Source organism: Brevibacillus sp. HB1.2 (assembly GCF_013332495.1).
Lineage (GTDB): Bacteria > Bacillota > Bacilli > Brevibacillales > Brevibacillaceae > Brevibacillus > Brevibacillus porteri.
In genome coordinates this window covers 82234-99140 of record NZ_JABMIU010000011.1, presented here as the reverse complement: position 1 = coordinate 99140, position 16907 = coordinate 82234, and the positions used below count along the sequence as shown (strand labels likewise).

The 16907-nt window shown below is 48.3% G+C and carries 16 protein-coding genes and 2 riboswitches; of the genes, 13 read left to right on the top strand and 3 right to left on the bottom strand.

The genetic code is table 11. The features are described from left to right. The first annotated feature begins 2 nt into the window (after positions 1-2). The 13 genes from HPY28_RS22030 to HPY28_RS21970 all read left to right on the top strand — a co-directional run bounded on the left by HPY28_RS22030 (position 3) and on the right by HPY28_RS21970 (position 13436). Positions 3-1382, top strand: a complete 1380-nt coding sequence (locus HPY28_RS22030; RefSeq protein ID WP_174231410.1) for a sigma-54-dependent transcriptional regulator — start codon at positions 3-5, stop codon at positions 1380-1382. A 158-nt stretch (positions 1383-1540) separates the two neighbouring features. Continuing rightward, positions 1541-2473, top strand: coding sequence for a c-type cytochrome (locus tag HPY28_RS22025; protein WP_174225580.1), 933 nt, complete (start codon positions 1541-1543; stop codon positions 2471-2473). Positions 2474-2713: 240 nt separating this feature from the next. Continuing rightward, entirely contained in the window at positions 2714-3412 is a 699-nt protein-coding gene (locus HPY28_RS22020; protein WP_174231409.1) for a hypothetical protein, read from the top strand. Positions 3413-3440: 28 nt separating this feature from the next. Further along, a complete protein-coding gene (locus HPY28_RS22015; RefSeq protein WP_174231408.1) occupies positions 3441-4223 on the top strand; it encodes a hypothetical protein in 783 nt (260 codons plus the stop codon). An 85-nt stretch (positions 4224-4308) separates the two neighbouring features. Next, entirely contained in the window at positions 4309-4851 is a 543-nt protein-coding gene (locus tag HPY28_RS22010; protein WP_174231407.1) for a YdbC family protein, read from the top strand. Then, positions 4848-5510 (top strand): HAD family hydrolase, encoded by a 663-nt coding sequence (locus tag HPY28_RS22005; protein ID WP_017251389.1) that lies wholly within the window; start codon positions 4848-4850, stop codon positions 5508-5510. The genes HPY28_RS22010 and HPY28_RS22005 overlap by 4 nt, the downstream gene beginning before the upstream one ends. 73 nt (positions 5511-5583) lie before the next feature. After that, positions 5584-5732: riboswitch (FMN riboswitch) on the top strand. Positions 5733-5843: 111 nt separating this feature from the next. Continuing rightward, positions 5844-5988, top strand: a riboswitch (FMN riboswitch). 133 nt (positions 5989-6121) lie between these two features. Continuing rightward, entirely contained in the window at positions 6122-7228 is a 1107-nt protein-coding gene (ribD, locus tag HPY28_RS22000) for a bifunctional diaminohydroxyphosphoribosylaminopyrimidine deaminase/5-amino-6-(5-phosphoribosylamino)uracil reductase RibD (protein WP_174231406.1), read from the top strand. Positions 7229-7247: 19 nt separating this feature from the next. Further along, on the top strand, positions 7248-7904 hold the full coding sequence (locus HPY28_RS21995; protein ID WP_173622933.1) for a riboflavin synthase: 657 nt from the start codon (positions 7248-7250) through the stop codon (positions 7902-7904). Between the two features lie 16 nt (positions 7905-7920). After that, the gene (locus HPY28_RS21990) at positions 7921-9120 is read left to right on the top strand and encodes a bifunctional 3,4-dihydroxy-2-butanone-4-phosphate synthase/GTP cyclohydrolase II (RefSeq protein WP_173622934.1); all 1200 of its coding nucleotides are present in this window, start codon (positions 7921-7923) and stop codon (positions 9118-9120) included. A 15-nt stretch (positions 9121-9135) separates the two neighbouring features. Further along, positions 9136-9600, top strand: coding sequence for a 6,7-dimethyl-8-ribityllumazine synthase (gene ribH, locus HPY28_RS21985; protein ID WP_017251385.1), 465 nt, complete (start codon positions 9136-9138; stop codon positions 9598-9600). Positions 9601-9724: 124 nt separating this feature from the next. Beyond that, positions 9725-11227 (top strand): spore germination protein, encoded by a 1503-nt coding sequence (locus HPY28_RS21980; RefSeq protein ID WP_017251384.1) that lies wholly within the window; start codon positions 9725-9727, stop codon positions 11225-11227. A gap of 5 nt (positions 11228-11232) precedes the next feature. After that, entirely contained in the window at positions 11233-12321 is a 1089-nt protein-coding gene (locus HPY28_RS21975) for a GerAB/ArcD/ProY family transporter (protein ID WP_174231405.1), read from the top strand. Next, the gene (locus HPY28_RS21970) at positions 12318-13436 is read left to right on the top strand and encodes a Ger(x)C family spore germination protein (RefSeq protein ID WP_173622937.1); all 1119 of its coding nucleotides are present in this window, start codon (positions 12318-12320) and stop codon (positions 13434-13436) included. The genes HPY28_RS21975 and HPY28_RS21970 overlap by 4 nt, the downstream gene beginning before the upstream one ends. Positions 13437-13459: 23 nt before the next feature. Here HPY28_RS21970 and HPY28_RS21965 read toward each other — a convergent pair whose 3' ends face one another. From HPY28_RS21965 to HPY28_RS21955, 3 genes are all read right to left on the bottom strand, one after another. Beyond that, entirely contained in the window at positions 13460-14992 is a 1533-nt protein-coding gene (locus HPY28_RS21965) for an aldehyde dehydrogenase family protein (RefSeq protein WP_174231404.1), read from the bottom strand. Positions 14993-14995: 3 nt separating this feature from the next. After that, positions 14996-15607, bottom strand: coding sequence for a TetR/AcrR family transcriptional regulator (locus HPY28_RS21960; protein WP_174231403.1), 612 nt, complete (start codon positions 15605-15607; stop codon positions 14996-14998). 107 nt (positions 15608-15714) lie between these two features. Further along, the gene (locus HPY28_RS21955; RefSeq protein ID WP_017251379.1) at positions 15715-16722 is read right to left on the bottom strand and encodes a M23 family metallopeptidase; all 1008 of its coding nucleotides are present in this window, start codon (positions 16720-16722) and stop codon (positions 15715-15717) included. Between the last annotated feature and the right edge of the window lie 185 nt (positions 16723-16907).

Below are 16907 nucleotides of genomic sequence, written 5' to 3'. Positions count from 1 at the left end.
AGATGCACGCAGACACACGTATACTCATCGTTGATGACGAAGCAGATTTCCGCCATCTATTAACCAGTCGATTAAAGAGAAAGGGATATACCACGCTGGAAGCATCTGACGGAATCAGCGCACAGAAGCTAGTAACCAGCGAAACGATTCATGTCATTCTGCTTGATTTGAAAATGCCCGGGATGGACGGCCTCTCCTTTTTGCAATGGTGCAAGGAAACCTCTCCTGCCATTCAAATCATTGTTGTGACCGGACACGGAACAATCGAAACAGCTATCGAAGCGATGAAGCGCGGCGCTTATGATTATTTGACAAAGCCTTACAACCTCAATGAATTGGAGGTTTTGATTTCCAAGGCCGTCGAAAAACAGCTGTTGACCGAGGAAAACCAACAGTTGAAAGAAGCGCTATCGACAAACGGGAAAACGACGTTTCAAATCGTTGCGGAAAGCCCGAGGCTAAAAGAGGTCCTAGCAACTGCTAGGCGAGTAGCCAGCACGGATTTTCTCGTTCTCTTAAAAGGGGAAAGTGGAACAGGGAAGGATGTCATCGCGAGACTCATTTATGAATGTAGTGAGCGAGCAGCAGAGGCATTCGTACCGATCAATTTGGGGGCGATACCTGAAACGATGCTGGAAAGTGAACTGTTCGGGCACGAAAAGGGAGCTTTTACAGGCGCAACGGCGCAGAAAAAGGGACTGGTAGAGATTGCCCATCTGGGGACGCTCTTTTTGGATGAAGTAGGGGATTTGCCTTTTCCTTTGCAGGTCAAGCTGCTCCGTTTTCTGGAAACCGGCGAATTTCGCCGAATAGGGAGCCCGATTCTGCACAAGGTGGATGTTCGTATCATTGCTGCTACCAATGCTGATCTGGAGAAGAAAGTGGAAGAAGGAACGTTTCGATCCGATCTTTATTTCCGGCTGCATGTCATGGATATAACGATTCCACCTCTCATAGAGAGAAGAGAGGACATTTTGCCACTGTCGGCTTTCTTTTTGAATCGACTCAAGCGTAAGTATCCAGTCAAACCGCTTTCTGTGAAAGCGCAGGCAGCTCTTTTGGCCTACTCATTTCCTGGGAATGTTCGGGAGTTGGCTCATATGATCGAACGGGCTGTCGTTTTGGCAAAAGGGGAGGAAATTGACGACAAGGATCTCTTTCCTCACGAACAGCCAGTACCTCACAACCCGTCAGATAGGAAGCTTATTTCATCAGCAGAATCTGGGGAGGAAGAGGCGTTTTTACTGAAAAATGTAGAGCGAGAACATATCAAGCATGTGCTGGACGTTCTGCAATGGAACAAAACCAAGACAGCGGAAAAGCTGGGGATCAGCGTACGCAATCTGTACCGAAAAATTGAAGAGTATGAGCTGCGACCGTGACATTTTGTCGCGTACTGACCATGACATTTTGGCATGGTCTTTTCTTTTTCTTGCTATTCGGAAGCGTTAGGCCGTTCGTTTTCCTGCATCTATCGTATGGCACGCCTCTTGCTACTCTCCTGTAGTGAATGCACGATCAACATGGAGGAGTGAGACCTATGATTAAAAAAGAGAAGACAGGCTGGAAGAAGCTGTCTATGGTAGTAGTGGCGATGCTGGTTTTTGCAGGCTGCGCTACACAGCCGACTGCTCAACCCACCCCAACAGCGAGTGAGGCCAAAGATAAAACAGCGAGTGGGGCAACTGGAGCGAGCAATCTAGATACCTACACCCCGCCTAGTATGGACAAGGTACCAGAGGGGCCATTGGGAGAATCGATTAAGTATGGACATAAGTTAATGAATGAAACGAGTACAGCGATCCCTGAATACACAGGGAATAAGCTCTCCTGCTCCAGCTGTCACGGGAATGCCGGAATGGATGCTACCTCTCCTTTAACGGGTGTCACCGCAGTCTATCCCCAGTACATTCCAAGGTCTGGCAAAGTGCTTACCATTGAGGATCGCATTAATGGTTGTTTTCAACGAAGTATGAACGGAAAGCCATTGCCTTACAACAGCGATGAAATGAGAGCGATGGTTGCCTATCTGACGTATATCTCAACAGATGTACCAGTAGGAATTAAAGAGCGTCCGTGGATAGAGAAAAATGATATGAAGAGCGTACCTCAACCGAATGTGGCAAATGGAGAAGCACTCTTTCAAAAATCGTGTTTGCAATGCCATGCAGCTGATGGTTCAGGAACAGGACCAAACTCTGGACCAGCGCTATGGGGAGATAACTCCTTCAATATTGGTGCAGGTATGGCCCGAATTTCCAAAGCTGCTGGCTACATTCAGCGCAATATGCCTCTAGGTGAAATGGGCGGTATCAAGCAAGGCTCGTTAACGGATCAAGAAGCAGCGGACCTAGCAGCCTATATCTTGTCCAAGCCACGTCCAGACTTTGCCAAAAAGGCACAGGATTGGCCAGCTGGAGGAGTTCCAAAGGATGTGCCGTATGAAGTAGACAGCGCCAAGAAGAAGCAATAGGAACTCGGCATCTGACCCCTAAAAGGGGCTGTCCCTTTCGTTTGCACATAATTTGAGCAACAGTAGATGAAAAGAACAGAGGCAGTTCTCAAGTAGAAATATCTACTGTTGGGATAGCCTCTGTTTTTTGTGCTTAACAATACATTGTGAGAATTATCTCTATTTTTATGGAATATTTGTAAAATATTGGTATAATAAACCGGAATAGTAAAAATATAAAAATAAGGAAGGTAAACGGGAATGAACAAAAAATCAAAACTGTTTTCAGTAGCAATGGCTACAATTATTGGTGCTTCTCTTGTAACTTCTGGGGGATTACAAGCAAATGCAAAAACTGATCATAATATTGGCAATATTCAGGGTGGCTATTATTACATCGATGGAATTGAGTATAAAGTACCGAACAGCGAGATTTATAATTTCGTAAATGAAAATAGAATCACGAATTTGCCGCATGTTACCTCAAATACATCAACGACGTCATATAGAGGGGATGCGCGTAAAGTAAGACCCACAGCTGGGTGTGATCAAGGTGAATGGGTATTTACAGCGAAAAGAACAGCAAGCGGCTTCAAACTAGGGGATTCTGGAACGAGAGTTATCAATAAAACCAGTAGAGATTTGACTGAAACGTCGAAATTAAGTTTCAGCACTACGATTTCAGGTAAAGTTACTGGATCAGGAAAATGGAATTGGGGTGTAATCGAAGCGACAGCAGGCTTCGAAATAGGCGGTAGCATAACATGGACGACAGAAGAGTCAACTACCATTACAGTAGGCCCTGGTGAGTGGGGATGGATTGATTATGGTGCTTATACGGAGACTTGGGAAGGAGACCATTACTATGTAACCCCCACTTGCAAAATTCAAGACAAAAAGAGAATCAAGGTAATAGGTCCAAAACACAAAGCCAAACTAGCAAGAACTGAAAAATTCTAATTACTGCTAAGAAGGAGAAGAGTTGAGAATGAGAAATAGACTCCTAATACCCATAATACTCCTAGCTGTATGCAGCCTCTTATTAGGGTGCCAAGAAGATAAACTTAAGGATCCGAACGATAAAGTGCTACCTAATAATACTGCAGCTCCAAAACCGGAGGATCATGCATTAAAAGAAGTGGAGTGGGTAAAGGTTGTTGATCCACCTCAAAATGTCTCTTCTCCTTCTGAAGCTGTCGTCCATCAATACGAGGTTGGGTTTAGAGATGGAACCACAGAATTTCCTAAGAAGGATTCTGTCATTTTCGAAACGACCCTTGGAGAAAAGAGTATAGTGGCTATACGTTCTCCAGAGGGGAAAAACAATTTTGCTGTTTTTTTGTATGAACATAATCCCTCATCTAGTTGGGGAGTTTATGGGCTTGTAAGGTTGTTGGGGAATACAGAGTTTACAGATAAAGAGGGTTTACAATTACCTTTCGAAAAGTTCAATGCAACAAAAATGAATATTCCAGAAAAAGAAGTGAATGCTTGGGTGTTTGCAAACGAAAAAGAGATCGTTACGATTACCGTATATAAACGCTTTCCGTTTACACCCAGTTCTGATCGAGAAACAGTCTTACTAAAAAATGGCAACGAAGCATATATAGGTAAGGATCATTTGAATAATAGCTACTTGTATTACTTTGATACTGAAAAGATAATTGTTGTTTCAGGTAATGTAGCCAAGCAGAAATTTATTGATGCAGCAAATTCTTTACCCCCTGTTACTTCTGCATTGTTTCCTAGCCCGAAGAAAAAGGAACAATAAAGGAAAATCCGTAGTGTGTGGAGAAGAGCGACAGTGTAGAACTGTTGCTTTTCCTTTTTTGTAAAAGATCGTAGGAGGCTTGGAAATGCTGATCAAATGGATTACATGTAAAGTAACGGAAAATCAGAAGCAATCGTTTTCCCATGCCCAAGCGAAATGGAGATCATTAGAGGACATAAAAGGCTTTCTGGGACAAGTCGGAGGGTGGAATCAGCATCAGCCGTTGGAAGCTTGTATTCTTACTGTTTGGGAGAGTAGAGAGCACTATCAATCTTTCATGGAGCAGGATCACGATCCTATTTTTCATCAGACAGGGCAGAGCCAGACATATGAAGCCATTTCTGTACAGCTTTTCTCGAAGCTCACAGACAGCGATGATCGTCAGTTGCTGGATGGATTAGAGAGCGCTCAAGTTCTTCGCGTAGTCTGTGGAAGCGAAAACAACGTACTCGCAAAAGCTGGGGCAGAGCCGGGAGGGATCGTTGGACAAAGCCTGAAGGACAGCAAGCAATATATAGCGGCGATTTTCTGGATTAATGATCAACTGGCACCGACGGGCGACGCTCAAGCCTACACCGTTGCTCTTGAACAGACATGGCGAGTTGTTAAAAAAGGAGACCACAAATGAGTAAATCCTATCCAAAAGGCATTATTTTCGATATGGACAATACCTTGCTGCAATCCCGAATCAACTTTGCCGCGATGAAACGGGCCATTTTTCAACTGTGGGCGAACAATGGAATTGTAGAGCCGACTCTCGATTGGGAGAAGTATACCGCATCACAGCTCATTGAGATTGGCAGAAAATCGGAGCAGATGACGAGTGAATTGGAACAAGCTATGTGGGAAGCAGTAACCGCGATTGAGAAGGAAGGCATGCATGGAGCTGTATTGGAGAAGCATGCGGTGGAAGTGCTGGATCGCTTGAAAGAGAACTACTATTTGTATATCCTGACCAACAACGCCTACGCCGCGGCAGAGGAGGCGTTGAACGAGACGGGAATCGCCTCCTACTTTGACGAAATCGTCGCCCGCGAGCAGATGACGACCTTGAAGCCATCTCCATCGGGCATTCACTATATTCGCAGCTGCAAGCCGGGCTGGCCTGTTTCAGCTTGGACGATGATCGGGGATTCGTGGATCGATGGTAAGGCAGCCTGTGACGGACAAGTCGCTTTTATTGCCTATCAAGGGAACGAGCAGGATATGGAGCAAAATGGCGTTGTGCCAAGGGCGTACATAAATGATTTGAAACAACTCCTGACTGTCCTTGAAGAGTGCGAGTAAGGGGAATGTGCACTTCTCCAATAAATGATTACAGACAATAGCGAAAAATGTGCTATACTTTGCCTAACTGAATACCAGCCTTCAGGGTAGGGTGCAATTCCCGACCGGCGGTAATGACGAACGCACGTCTGAGCCCGCGACTCGCTATCGTAAGCAGTTGATAGCGACTGACTTGGTGCAAATCCAAGGCCGACGGTACAGTCCGGATGGGAGAAGGTATTTGGAACGGCCTGTTTCGCTGTTTTTTCAAAAAACGGTAGAAACAAGGCTTCTTTCTGAACGCCCTGAGCATAATATTCATGGGCGTTTTTATTTTTCATAAAACCTCATAGCGACAATCTTCAGGGCAAGGTGAAATTCCTGACCGGCGGTAATGGCGTACGTACGTCTGAGCCCGCGACTCGCTGACCACGCTTGCAGCGACTGATCTGGTGAAAACCCAGAGCCGACGGTACAGTCCGGATGGAAGAAGATTTTTGTGCTTTCTTCATTTGTTTTTTTCGAAAAACGGATGAGGTAAGGCTTCTTTCCCTATGCCCTGAAACGCTTTGAGGTTTCAAGGGCTTTTTGCGTTGTGCTTGGCTGGAATGCTGGACAGAAAGGAGTGCGGTATGGAACAGGACAGCAAGTACATGGAACTGGCGCTGGAACTGGCACGATCGGCACGAGGCCAAACCAGTCCGAATCCCATGGTCGGAGCTGTGGTTGTGAAGGATGGAACCATCGTGGGAATGGGAGCACATCTGCGGGCAGGAGAGCCCCATGCGGAGGTGCACGCACTGCGGATGGCTGGGGAAAAAGCGCAAGGTGCGACCGCGTACGTGACGCTTGAGCCTTGCAGTCATTACGGGAAAACACCGCCGTGTGCAGAGGCGTTGATTACAGCTGATGTACGTCGTGTTGTTGTAGCGACACTCGACCCGAATCCGCTGGTGGCGGGACGAGGAATGGAGATGCTGCGGGCAGCAGGGCTGGAAGTGGCGGTGGGCGTGAGCGAAGAGGAAGCGAGGATGCTCAATGAGGTCTTTTTCCATTACATTCAGACCAGACGTCCATTTGTGACGGTAAAGACGGCCAGTACATTGGACGGGAAAATCGCTTCGTTCACGGGACACAGCAGGTGGATTACTGGAGCAGAGGCTCGGGCAGAGGTGCATGAACTGCGCCGGCAGCACGATGCGATCCTGGTCGGGGTTGGGACGATTCTCACTGATGACCCACTGTTGACGGCGCGCCAGGAAGAGCAGCGTTTTGGAAGCCAGCCAGTTCGAGTGATTTTGGACAGCCAATTACGGACGCCGCTGGATGCCCATGTCGTCCAGAATGCAGATGCGAAGACGTGGATCTTTACGACAGATGCAGCCCCAAGGGAAAAGCAGGAGCTGCTTGTGGCAAGAGGAGTAAGGGTCATCACAACGGCAGGGCCAATTCGCGTGGAAAAGGTGCTGGATACGTTGGGTGAGCTGGGGATTACCTCGTTGCTTGTGGAAGGCGGGCAGGAAGTCAATGGCTCCTTTTTGCAGGCGAGAGCGATTCAAAAGGTCGTGAGCCATATCGCGCTAAAGCTGATCGGAGGAAGTGGCGCGCCTTCGCCATTCGGTGGTCAAGGCTTTGCGACGATGGGAGAGGCGGTACCGCTGACAAATGTCTCGATCACGCCGATCGGGAAAGGTGATATACAGATCATCGGGTACCCACAATGGGAGGATCAGACGTAGCAAATGAGGAGGAGAGAGCATGTTCACGGGACTGGTCGAAGAAGTGGGCGTGTTGGAATCGATTCAAGGGAACGAGCAGGCGAGTCGACTGGTCATCCGCGCACAGCAGGTACTCGAAGGGGTGAAGCTCGGGGACAGTATCTCGGTCAATGGCATTTGCCTTACGGTTACTTCTTATACGAATCGTCAGTTTAGCGTCGATGTGATGCCAGAGACGATGAACAAGACGAGCTTACGGCAATTACGCAGCGGGCAGCGAGTGAATTTGGAGAGAGCGATGCGACTGGGTGACCGTTTTGGCGGGCATATCGTCTCCGGACATGTAGATGGGACCGGAATGGTTGCTTCACGAGAGGTGAATGCGAATGCTGTTGTGTTTCGGATGGAGGCCCAACCGCAGCTGTTGAAGTATGTTATTGCCCGTGGATCGATTTGCATAGACGGCATCAGTCTCACCGTGGTGGACGTAAACGATAACGGTTTTACCGTTTCGATCATTCCGCATACGCTGGCGAATACGAGTCTTGCAGACAGACGACCTGGGGACTTGGTAAATCTCGAAACAGATGTTATCGGCAAATATGTGGAGCGTTTGTTAGGCTATCAAAATCATGGCGGTACAGAAAAATCTGGCGGGCTCAGTCTAGCCTTTTTGCAGGAAAACGGCTTCGCGTGAGGAGGAGGGAGAAAGCATGTTTCATCGCATAGAAGAAGCATTGGAAGATTTGCGTCAGGGTAAGGCGGTCATCGTGGTAGATGATGAGGATCGGGAAAACGAAGGGGATTTTGTCTGCATGGCCGAAGCGGCTACGCCTGAAATGATCAACTTCATGGTTACACATGGGAGAGGACTCGTTTGCGTACCGGTGACAGAAGAGCACGCAACTCGCTTGCAGCTCCATCCGATGGTGAAGTCCAATACAGACAAGCAAGGAACGGCTTTTACCGTGTCCATCGATGAAGGGAGTACACACACAGGGATATCCGCTCATGAGCGCTCTTTGACGGTCTTGGCGATGCTGGACGATCAGAAGACGGCAGAAGATTTCCGCAGACCGGGACATATTTTTCCGTTGATCGCGAAGTCTGGCGGTGTATTGCGCAGAGCGGGACATACGGAGGCGGCAGTTGATTTAGCTCGCTTGGCGGGGAGCATTCCAGCGGGAGTCATTTGCGAAATTATGAACGAGGATGGCTCTATGGCACGTCTGCCGCAATTGGTAGAGATCGCGCGCCGCTTTGATCTCAAGCTAATTACGATTGCAGACTTGATCGCGTATCGGATGAGGACGGAATCCATGGTGAAAAGGGAAATCGAAGTGCAGCTTCCGACTGCCTACGGTGATTTTCGGATGGCGGCCTATACGAACGAGCTGGATGGAAAAGAGCATGTGGCTCTCATCAAGGGAGAGATTGGACCGGATGAGCCTATTCTCGTCCGCGTTCACTCGGAGTGCTTGACAGGAGATATTTTCGGCTCTCATCGCTGCGATTGCGGTCCACAGCTACACGCTGCTTTGGAACAGATCGAAGCGAGCGGACGCGGCATTTTATTGTACATGCGCCAAGAGGGCAGAGGTATTGGCTTGCTGAATAAGCTGCGTGCCTACAAGCTGCAAGAGGAAGGCTTGGATACCGTAGAGGCCAATGAAAAGCTAGGGTTCGCCGCTGATCTGCGCGATTACGGTATCGGTGCGCAAATTTTACGTGATCTAGGAGTGCAACGCATGCGGCTTTTGACCAACAACCCACGAAAAATCCGCGGGCTTATCGGTTACGGATTATCAGTGGAAGAACGGGTGCCGCTTCAAATGCCGGAGCATCTGCACAACAAAAAGTACCTATCAACAAAACAAGAGAAGCTGGGTCACCTGCTTCATCTGCACGGATAAGGAGAGGGAATAAGCATGAAAACATTCGAAGGACATTTGATTGGAACAGGTTTGCGTGTAGGGATTGTGGCAGGACGCTTTAACGAATTGATCGTGAGCAAGCTGGTCGGAGGGGCTCTCGATGCCCTGAAGCGTCATGGCGTAGAAGATGAGCAGGTAGACGTGGCATGGGTACCGGGGGCATTTGAAATTCCGTTGATCGCTAAGAAAATGGCGGAATCCGGTCGCTATGATGCGGTTGTTACATTAGGAGCTGTCATTCGTGGCTCCACTCCGCACTTCGATTACGTCTGCAATGAGACCGCAAAAGGAGTTGCGTCCTTATCTCTATCGACTGGGATACCCGTTATTTTTGGTGTTTTGACGACAGATAATATCGAGCAAGCCATCGAGCGAGCGGGAACAAAAGCAGGCAACAAAGGCTGGGAAGCAGCAACGGCAGCGATCGAAATGGCTAATTTATCTAAGCAGTTTGCTTAATCATTTCATAGGGAACGAGATGTTTCGACGGGGGCTACGGCTCCCGTTTTCTATTTTTTTGGATAAAATCACCACGGACAGGTCAAAGTAAGAAAGATTTTCCTGAAAAAAGGGGGGATCTAGCGTGAAGCCGACTGATTGGTGGAGAGCGCAAGTACAGGCCATACAAGCAAAGCGGCGCATCGGTTCGGTTCATGCGCGGCGAAGCGAACAAATTACACCCGATATGGTAAAACAATGCATGCAAAACGTGGATGACCTCAGTAGCTTGTCATTGAAGATGAATGACGAAGAGGTACACGTTTTTTTTCTCGATACGCTGGTGGATGTGTCCCAGATTTATGAGAATGTCTTTCTTCCGTTGCAGCGTTCCGATGGTAGAGATCCGATGCAGGCGCTTCCTTTCTCACAGGAATGTCTTCTTGACGATATGGAGACGTTGATGAGTAACTTGCTACGCGGTCATACCATCTTGTTTTTCCTGGAAAGAGACCTCATTCTGCATGTGAATACATTTCAGGTCGCGCACCGTTCCATTACGAAATCCGAGACAGAGGCGACCGTCCTTGGACCGCAAGACTCCTTTGTTGAAATGCTGGAGATCAATTTGTCTTTGCTTCGGAGAAGACTGGCTACGCCTCATCTGAAAGTATCGAGCTACACGATTGGTACCCAGGCGCAGAACAAGGTAGCTGTGATTTATTTGGACAATATCGCGAACGCGGAAAATGTGGAGCGCGTGAAAAAAAGGATCGACAATGTCATTTACCACGGATTTGTCGGGATGCCTATATTGAAGCAAATGCTGGAGGACAAGCCATACTCTCCGTTCCCGCAGTTTGGCTTGACGGGTCGGCCGGACAATGCAACAGCAGCTTTGTTGGACGGTAGAATCGTGATCATGCTGAATGGCAGTCCGGATGCCGCGATCTGTCCGACTTCCTTTTTGGAGATGTTTAGCAGTCCTGAAGACTTTTACAATCGCTGGTCAACGGCGAGCCTGCTGCGGATGATTCGCTTTTTCGGTTTATTTATCACCATTATGCTCACATCCAGTTACGTCTCTGTCTTGACGTATCATCCGGAAATGCTTCCCCCCGCTTTACTGACGATTTTGTCTGAATCGCGCAGCCGGGTGCCATTTCCGCCTATGATCGAGGTGCTCATTATTGAGCTTGTCATCGAGATCCTGCGGGAAGCGGGGATACGCATGCCGACTAAAATCGGCCAGACCATCGGTATCGTTGGCGGTATCGTGATCGGGACAGCGTCTGTACAAGCGGGGTTAGCCAGTAATATCTTGATCGTCCTTGTTTCTGTATCGGCACTGCTTTCTTTTGTGCCACCCAATTTTTTGATGAGTAATGCGATTCGGCTCGTTCGTTATGGTTTCATCTTGATGGCAGGTGCATTGGGCATGTACGGCCAGATACTGGCACTGGCGTTTTTATTCGCGCACTTGCTCAATCTGACTTCACTCGGGACGCCGTACATGGCTCCGGGGGTTCCGCGTCAATGGACTGATTTGATGAATAGTCTGGTACGTGCACCATTGAGGTTTATCGTCAATCGCAACCGCATGTCCCGGGCAAAGCAAAAGCATGTCCGGCCAGTTGGGGAGGACTAGGGTAGATGGATAGAGGGAGAATTCACAGCCTGAATCCGATCCTGGTAATCGGATTGATTATGAATACGATGGTAGGGGTTAATTTACTTGGACTGGCTCATCATGCGAGCAAAATGGGCTACAATCTGTGGTGGTCTCCGATTTTGCTGGGATGTATCGTCAGCTTAACGCTAATCCCGATGATGGCCTTGTGCCGTCGCTATCCAGAGGATAATCTTTTTCGGATTCACGAAAAGCTGTTGGGAAAATGGCTGGGAGGCTGTTTCAATATCCTGATTATCGTCTACGCCATTCTGAATGTATCTACTGCGAATGAAGGATATATCAGGTTGGTGCAAACCTCCATGCTGAACAATCAGACTGTCACATTGCCCTTGCTAGGATTGACATTAGTCATGGTCTACATTACAAACGGCGGCATCAAATTGATCGCGCGCTTTTGCCTGCTAACGTTCTTTTTTACGGGCTGGATGATTTTTCTTTTGCCGTACGGATTTCAAAAGGGAGGAATGATGCATATTTTTCCTCTTTTTCATACAGATTGGCGCAGTATAGCCGAAACGGTGCACAATTCTTACGCGAGCATGCTTGGGTATGAATTGGTCTTGTTTTTTTACCCCTATATCCAAGAGAAGAACAAGGCACACAAGCATGTGCTAATTGGGGTATGGATCGTTGTTTTGTTGTACGTCATGATTCTGCTCACGAGTGTGTCTTATTTTTCCGAATGGCAAATGGACAATCTCATTTATCCCATTTTGAATTTGTTTAAGGCTGTAGAGCTGTCTTTTTTGGAGCGGATCGAAAATCTCGGGATTGGTCTCTGGGTCTTCCTCATTCTCAGTACGAGTACGGGATACTTGTGGGTTGCGCGTACCGGCCTCGAAGAAATGGCAGACAAGACGAGGCTGTGGCATCTACTTGTACCGACAATCATTTCGTTTCTATTCATTGTGGGGCCATTATCTGTAGAAAAACAACGCTACATTTATGACAAGGTGACTGTTTATATGGCCTATGGATTGATCTTGTGGCCGATTTTTTTGTTATTGCTGCATTCCTTGAGGTTTGGTAGAGGAGAGCGAGTATCATGAAGAGGGCGAGCTGGCTCATTGTTTCGGTTATCCTCTTGCTCAGCCTTTGCGGTTGTGGGCGCGAACTCGAACGGCCGGCACTGGAAGACATGGCCATGATTGGGGTTATGGGCTTCGATTATGTGGATCGTGAAAAGATAGATATCACCGTAGCGGTACCGGTTCCCTCCAAAAATAAGGAATCGACACAGGTGTACTCGACTCATGCCTCGATGACGAGCGAGGCAATGCTGAATCTCGCAACAAAAGCAGAGAGGACCATGTCCCTCTCGCAATTGCGTGTGATTTTGTTCAGTGAAGAATACGCCCGCAAAGTCGGGATTGGAAAAGTCATCCTTGATCTCTATCGCAATCCGATTGTAGGAGAAAATGTATACATTGCCGTCGTAAAAGGAAAAGCGAAAGATGTCATCAAAGGAACCTATAACCACAGGCCGGAAATCAACACGTATTTGAACAACTTGCTTCGTCCGCGAGTGGAAACGGCCTTTTCGTCTTTTTCGACCATTCACGATTTTGTTTTTATGATGACCAGCAACACGATGGACCCCAATCTTCCTTATCTCATTCACAGCAACGGAGAGATTCAGATCATCAAGGCGGCTCTTTTTCGAGTAGACAGGATGATCGGAATGTACACGCAGCGAGAGGGGAAGCTGGTTCAGGGGTTTTTGGGAAGAGAACGCTTGCCCCGTATGAGCTTCGAGTTCCAGCACGAGACGAAGACAGGTAAAAAACAAACGGAAAAGGTCGTCTTCGATTTTGTGCGAGCAAAAACGAAGGTAAGAAGCAAAGGCAGCCTGAAAAAGCCTGTCATCAATATCGAGCTTCGGATAAGAGGGATGCTGGTAGGCTATTCAGGCAGCAAGGATTTGGAGAAGCGGGCTCAATTTCGGACCATGGTTCAAGAACTTGAGAAAAGAATCAAAAAGGAAAGCATGGAGATGCTGGTACGTTTTCAAAAGCAAGGGGTTGACCCGGCGCAGCTCGAGGAGAGCATTCGCCAAAAATATGATGGCAAATGGACACGGCAAACGGGTCTCGCCCTTTATAGAAAAGCGAAAATCAACGTTAAGGTTCATGTGGATATCGTCGGTTTTGGCACACTGAAATAAGGAGCGATAGCATTCCGGCGTGGTTAGAACAGACGCTTGAATTCGCGCCAGATCGCACCCAAAGTCCGACGATTTACATTTTGGAGCTTGCCGTACAAGAGGTTCGTCAATCCAACAAAGGTGAGCTCCTGATCTTTCGTATACGGATACCAATTGAACTCACGCTTGCGTTTGCCCGGATCATGGATGACAGAGATGCTGTGCGTAAAGGCTTGCAATCCGGAAGGTCCGCGATAACGGCCGATGCCACTCTGTTTGACCCCGCCAAAAGGAAGATGGGGATTGGCGTAGCTGATAATGACGTCATTGATACACACATTGCCGCTTTCGAGCTGACGAGCTACGCGATCCGCTTTTGTTTTATCGGCTGACCATATCGAGGCATTCAGCCCGTACGGTGAGCTGTTAGCCAGGCGGACAGCCTCCTCTTCGGTGGCAAAAGTCATGATCGGCAATACCGGACCAAAGGTCTCTTCCCGCATGATTTTCATGTCAGATGTCACGTTTGTGAGAATGGTCGGCGCGATATACATGCTGTCAGAGGAAGGGAGTCCTCCGGTGACTGCTGTCGCGCCCGCAGCCAGTGCTTCGTTCACATGCTCACGGACAATTCCGATTTGTTGGGAAGACGTCATCGAACCGACCTCGGCCTGATTCGGATAACTTTGGCGCAATGCTTTTGTCTTTTCGGTGACCAGCTTGAGAAATTCAGGATAGACCCTTTCATGGACAAAAAGCCGTTCAACAGACATACATACCTGTCCGGAGTTCGTAAAAGCCCCCCATACCGCACCATTTGCTGCCCGTTCCAGATGAGCGTCTTCAAACACGATCATCGGGTCTTTTCCGCCAAGCTCCAGTTCTACCGGGATCAAATGCTCCGATGATGCCGCCATAATTTTTTTGCCTGTCGCGACAGAGCCTGTGAAAAAGATTTTATCTGGGCGAGCAGCTACCAGCGCCTGTCCAGCTTCGCGTCCTCCATGCAGAACGGTAACGACTCCATCCGGCATAGAAACAGCGGAAAACACCTCTTCCATGAGCAGTCCGGTAGAAGCAGTCACCTCGGAAGGTTTTAAAATAACGGTATTGCCTGCTACGAGGGCAGATAATACGGGAATAACGGCAAGCTGAAATGGATAATTCCACGGAGAGATAACCGCGACGACACCCATCGGCTTGTAGTGGATATACGATTTCTTCGGCCACAGCACGAGGGAGGTTGGTACCGGCTGATCGGCAAGCATCTGATAAGCATGTTTTTCATAAAACCGAATCGTGTCGACAGTGACGAAAATTTCGGTCATGTACGCTTCCAATGTAACTTTTCCGGTAGCCTCACTAATTTTTCGGGCGATTTCTTCGCCGTGATCGACTAAATAGTGCCGCAGCCGTGTCAAATAGTCCAGACGCTCAGCCAACGATGTAGTGGACCAAGCTGGAAAGGCGAGACGCGCACATGCCATCGCGTCTTTTACTTGTTCTGGAGTCGCTTCCTGTAAAGAACCAAGCAGCTCACCAGTGGCGGGATTTTGCATGGACATGATTGCCATCATGATTCACCTCGATTCAGAAGAGAAGAGTGTATGCATCAAATAGGCAAAGGTCTGTTCAAAACGGGCAATCGCTTCTTCCGGCTTCTGTGACTCATCGAGCAAAAATTGAAAAAGGAATCCGTCGATTGCAGAGTAAATGAGGGAGATTGCGGAGTCTTCGTCGATGGTCAATGAGGATTGTTCTTCGCACTGTAACCGTACGAGCATACGAGAGATGAGCTGATGCAGACGGGACCGAATGACTTTTACCAGCTCACCAAACGCAGGAACGTACATGGCCTGAACCTGCAAGTCATACCAGAGTCGATGCAGCTTCCGATCCTCTTGTAGACTCCGGCACAAGACACGAGCTAGAGCTGCTGACCATTCACCAGATGGAGCTGCGATCACTTCGCGTTCCAACTCTTCCATGAAACGTCCTTTGTAGCTAGAGATGACAGCGAGCAAAAGCTCTTCTTTGCTTGCGAAGTAATAATGCAGAATGCCAAGTGAGACGCCAGATTCCTTGGCTATGTCGCGCAAGGAAACATGTGCATACCCTTTTTCAGCCAGACAAGCAGTCGCTTGCTCAATCAAAAATGCCCGTTTTGCTTCGGCTTTTTTCTGGGTAGTCACTTTTTCACCTCTTTTTTTGGACGACTGTCCAGTTTTTCTATTTTTATTGTATTTTTACGGATGATGTCTGTCAATGAAAAGAGCTGCCCATAAAAAAAGAAGCGGCTTCATTGCCGCTTCTTTTGCCGTTCCCAACGACGTAAATACGGATAAGGATCAAATGACCAATCTGCGCCACCTGTTTCCCGATACATACCGTAGTGCAAATGGGGAGGGAATTTGCCTGAGGTGCCGGGCTTCCCATATCCAGAGCTGCCGATATATCCGAGCACTTCTCCTGGCTCCACGATGTCACCCGGCTTCAATCCCTTTTTAAACGAGGAAAGATGTGCGAAGTAATGGTACACATTGCCCATGTCACGCATGCCGATCCGCCATCCGCCAAACCTGTTCCAGCCGATTACCTCAATGACTCCGTACGCTGTGCTGAGTACTGGGGTGCCGTGACTCGCAAAAATATCGGTCCCCTCGTGGATCCGACGACCACCCCAGCCACGTGGAGCCCCCCATGTACTGCGGTAGCTGTAATCGTACCTCGCGGGGATAGGAAAATGCCGCTCATCCAGGTGCAGATGGTGATACTTTGCATACACCTGCGCGAACTGCCTGATCGTCTTCACAGAACGATCCCGCTGGTAGTACGACCAAAGACCAATTTGCCAATCCTCGTGGGAGAAGCCGTATTGGGATAGGTAGTGAATGAAGGTAGTGAGTGCATCGAGATCGTTGTGACGATCTGCGACACCATCGCCATCTCCATCCATCCCGATGCCTTTAAAAAATTGGATGGATACCGGATTCGTATCCTCTGCATCAGGATTGAATGCACCTGCCCAACGATCGCTTGGAATGTCCACGGCTGTTAGTCGTGAAACGTTTTCTTGCTCCTGCTTCTTCCGGCGTATTTTCATGGTTCGCTCGTATTGATCAATGGCTGCTAAATAATTCCACGGAATGCCGTACATCGATTCCAAGCGCAAAAAAACTTGCAAGCGCTCTTGCAGAACCGGGTCTTGCTCATTGGCGGAAGGAGCAACTCCGGCGACGGATTCTAGTGGTGAAATAGCTGCAACCACGCACAAGCTGATCTGAATGATTAGGCGGAAAACTCGCATGCCGTCTCCCTCCAGCCTCGTAGTCTTTTGTTGTAGTTTCTGCCAGTTGGAGTGGATTATCCAAGATACTTTTGGAAAGCGTTTTGGTTGTTGTCGAGGAAAGTTTTGTAAATTTGCAGGATAGGAGGCAGGAGCATACCGTACAGCCAAAGAATTGAAATCAGGAGGAGTGTATTCCTTAAAAA

What these genes read in the sequence shown, in the direction of transcription:
- HPY28_RS22030 (WP_174231410.1), top strand. Translation starts at nt 3, where the DNA reads ATGCACGCAGACACACGTATACTCATCGTTGATGACGAAGCAGATTTC.
- HPY28_RS22025 (WP_174225580.1), top strand. Translation starts at nt 1,541, where the DNA reads ATGATTAAAAAAGAGAAGACAGGCTGGAAGAAGCTGTCTATGGTAGTA.
- HPY28_RS22020 (WP_174231409.1), top strand. Translation starts at nt 2,714, where the DNA reads ATGAACAAAAAATCAAAACTGTTTTCAGTAGCAATGGCTACAATTATT.
- HPY28_RS22015 (WP_174231408.1), top strand. Translation starts at nt 3,441, where the DNA reads ATGAGAAATAGACTCCTAATACCCATAATACTCCTAGCTGTATGCAGC.
- HPY28_RS22010 (WP_174231407.1), top strand. Translation starts at nt 4,309, where the DNA reads ATGCTGATCAAATGGATTACATGTAAAGTAACGGAAAATCAGAAGCAA.
- HPY28_RS22005 (WP_017251389.1), top strand. Translation starts at nt 4,848, where the DNA reads ATGAGTAAATCCTATCCAAAAGGCATTATTTTCGATATGGACAATACC.
- ribD (WP_174231406.1), top strand. Translation starts at nt 6,122, where the DNA reads ATGGAACAGGACAGCAAGTACATGGAACTGGCGCTGGAACTGGCACGA.
- HPY28_RS21995 (WP_173622933.1), top strand. Translation starts at nt 7,248, where the DNA reads ATGTTCACGGGACTGGTCGAAGAAGTGGGCGTGTTGGAATCGATTCAA.
- HPY28_RS21990 (WP_173622934.1), top strand. Translation starts at nt 7,921, where the DNA reads ATGTTTCATCGCATAGAAGAAGCATTGGAAGATTTGCGTCAGGGTAAG.
- ribH (WP_017251385.1), top strand. Translation starts at nt 9,136, where the DNA reads ATGAAAACATTCGAAGGACATTTGATTGGAACAGGTTTGCGTGTAGGG.
- HPY28_RS21975 (WP_174231405.1), top strand. Translation starts at nt 11,233, where the DNA reads ATGGATAGAGGGAGAATTCACAGCCTGAATCCGATCCTGGTAATCGGA.
- HPY28_RS21970 (WP_173622937.1), top strand. Translation starts at nt 12,318, where the DNA reads ATGAAGAGGGCGAGCTGGCTCATTGTTTCGGTTATCCTCTTGCTCAGC.
- HPY28_RS21965 (WP_174231404.1), bottom strand. Translation starts at nt 14,992, where the DNA reads ATGATGGCAATCATGTCCATGCAAAATCCCGCCACTGGTGAGCTGCTT.
- HPY28_RS21955 (WP_017251379.1), bottom strand. Translation starts at nt 16,722, where the DNA reads ATGCGAGTTTTCCGCCTAATCATTCAGATCAGCTTGTGCGTGGTTGCA.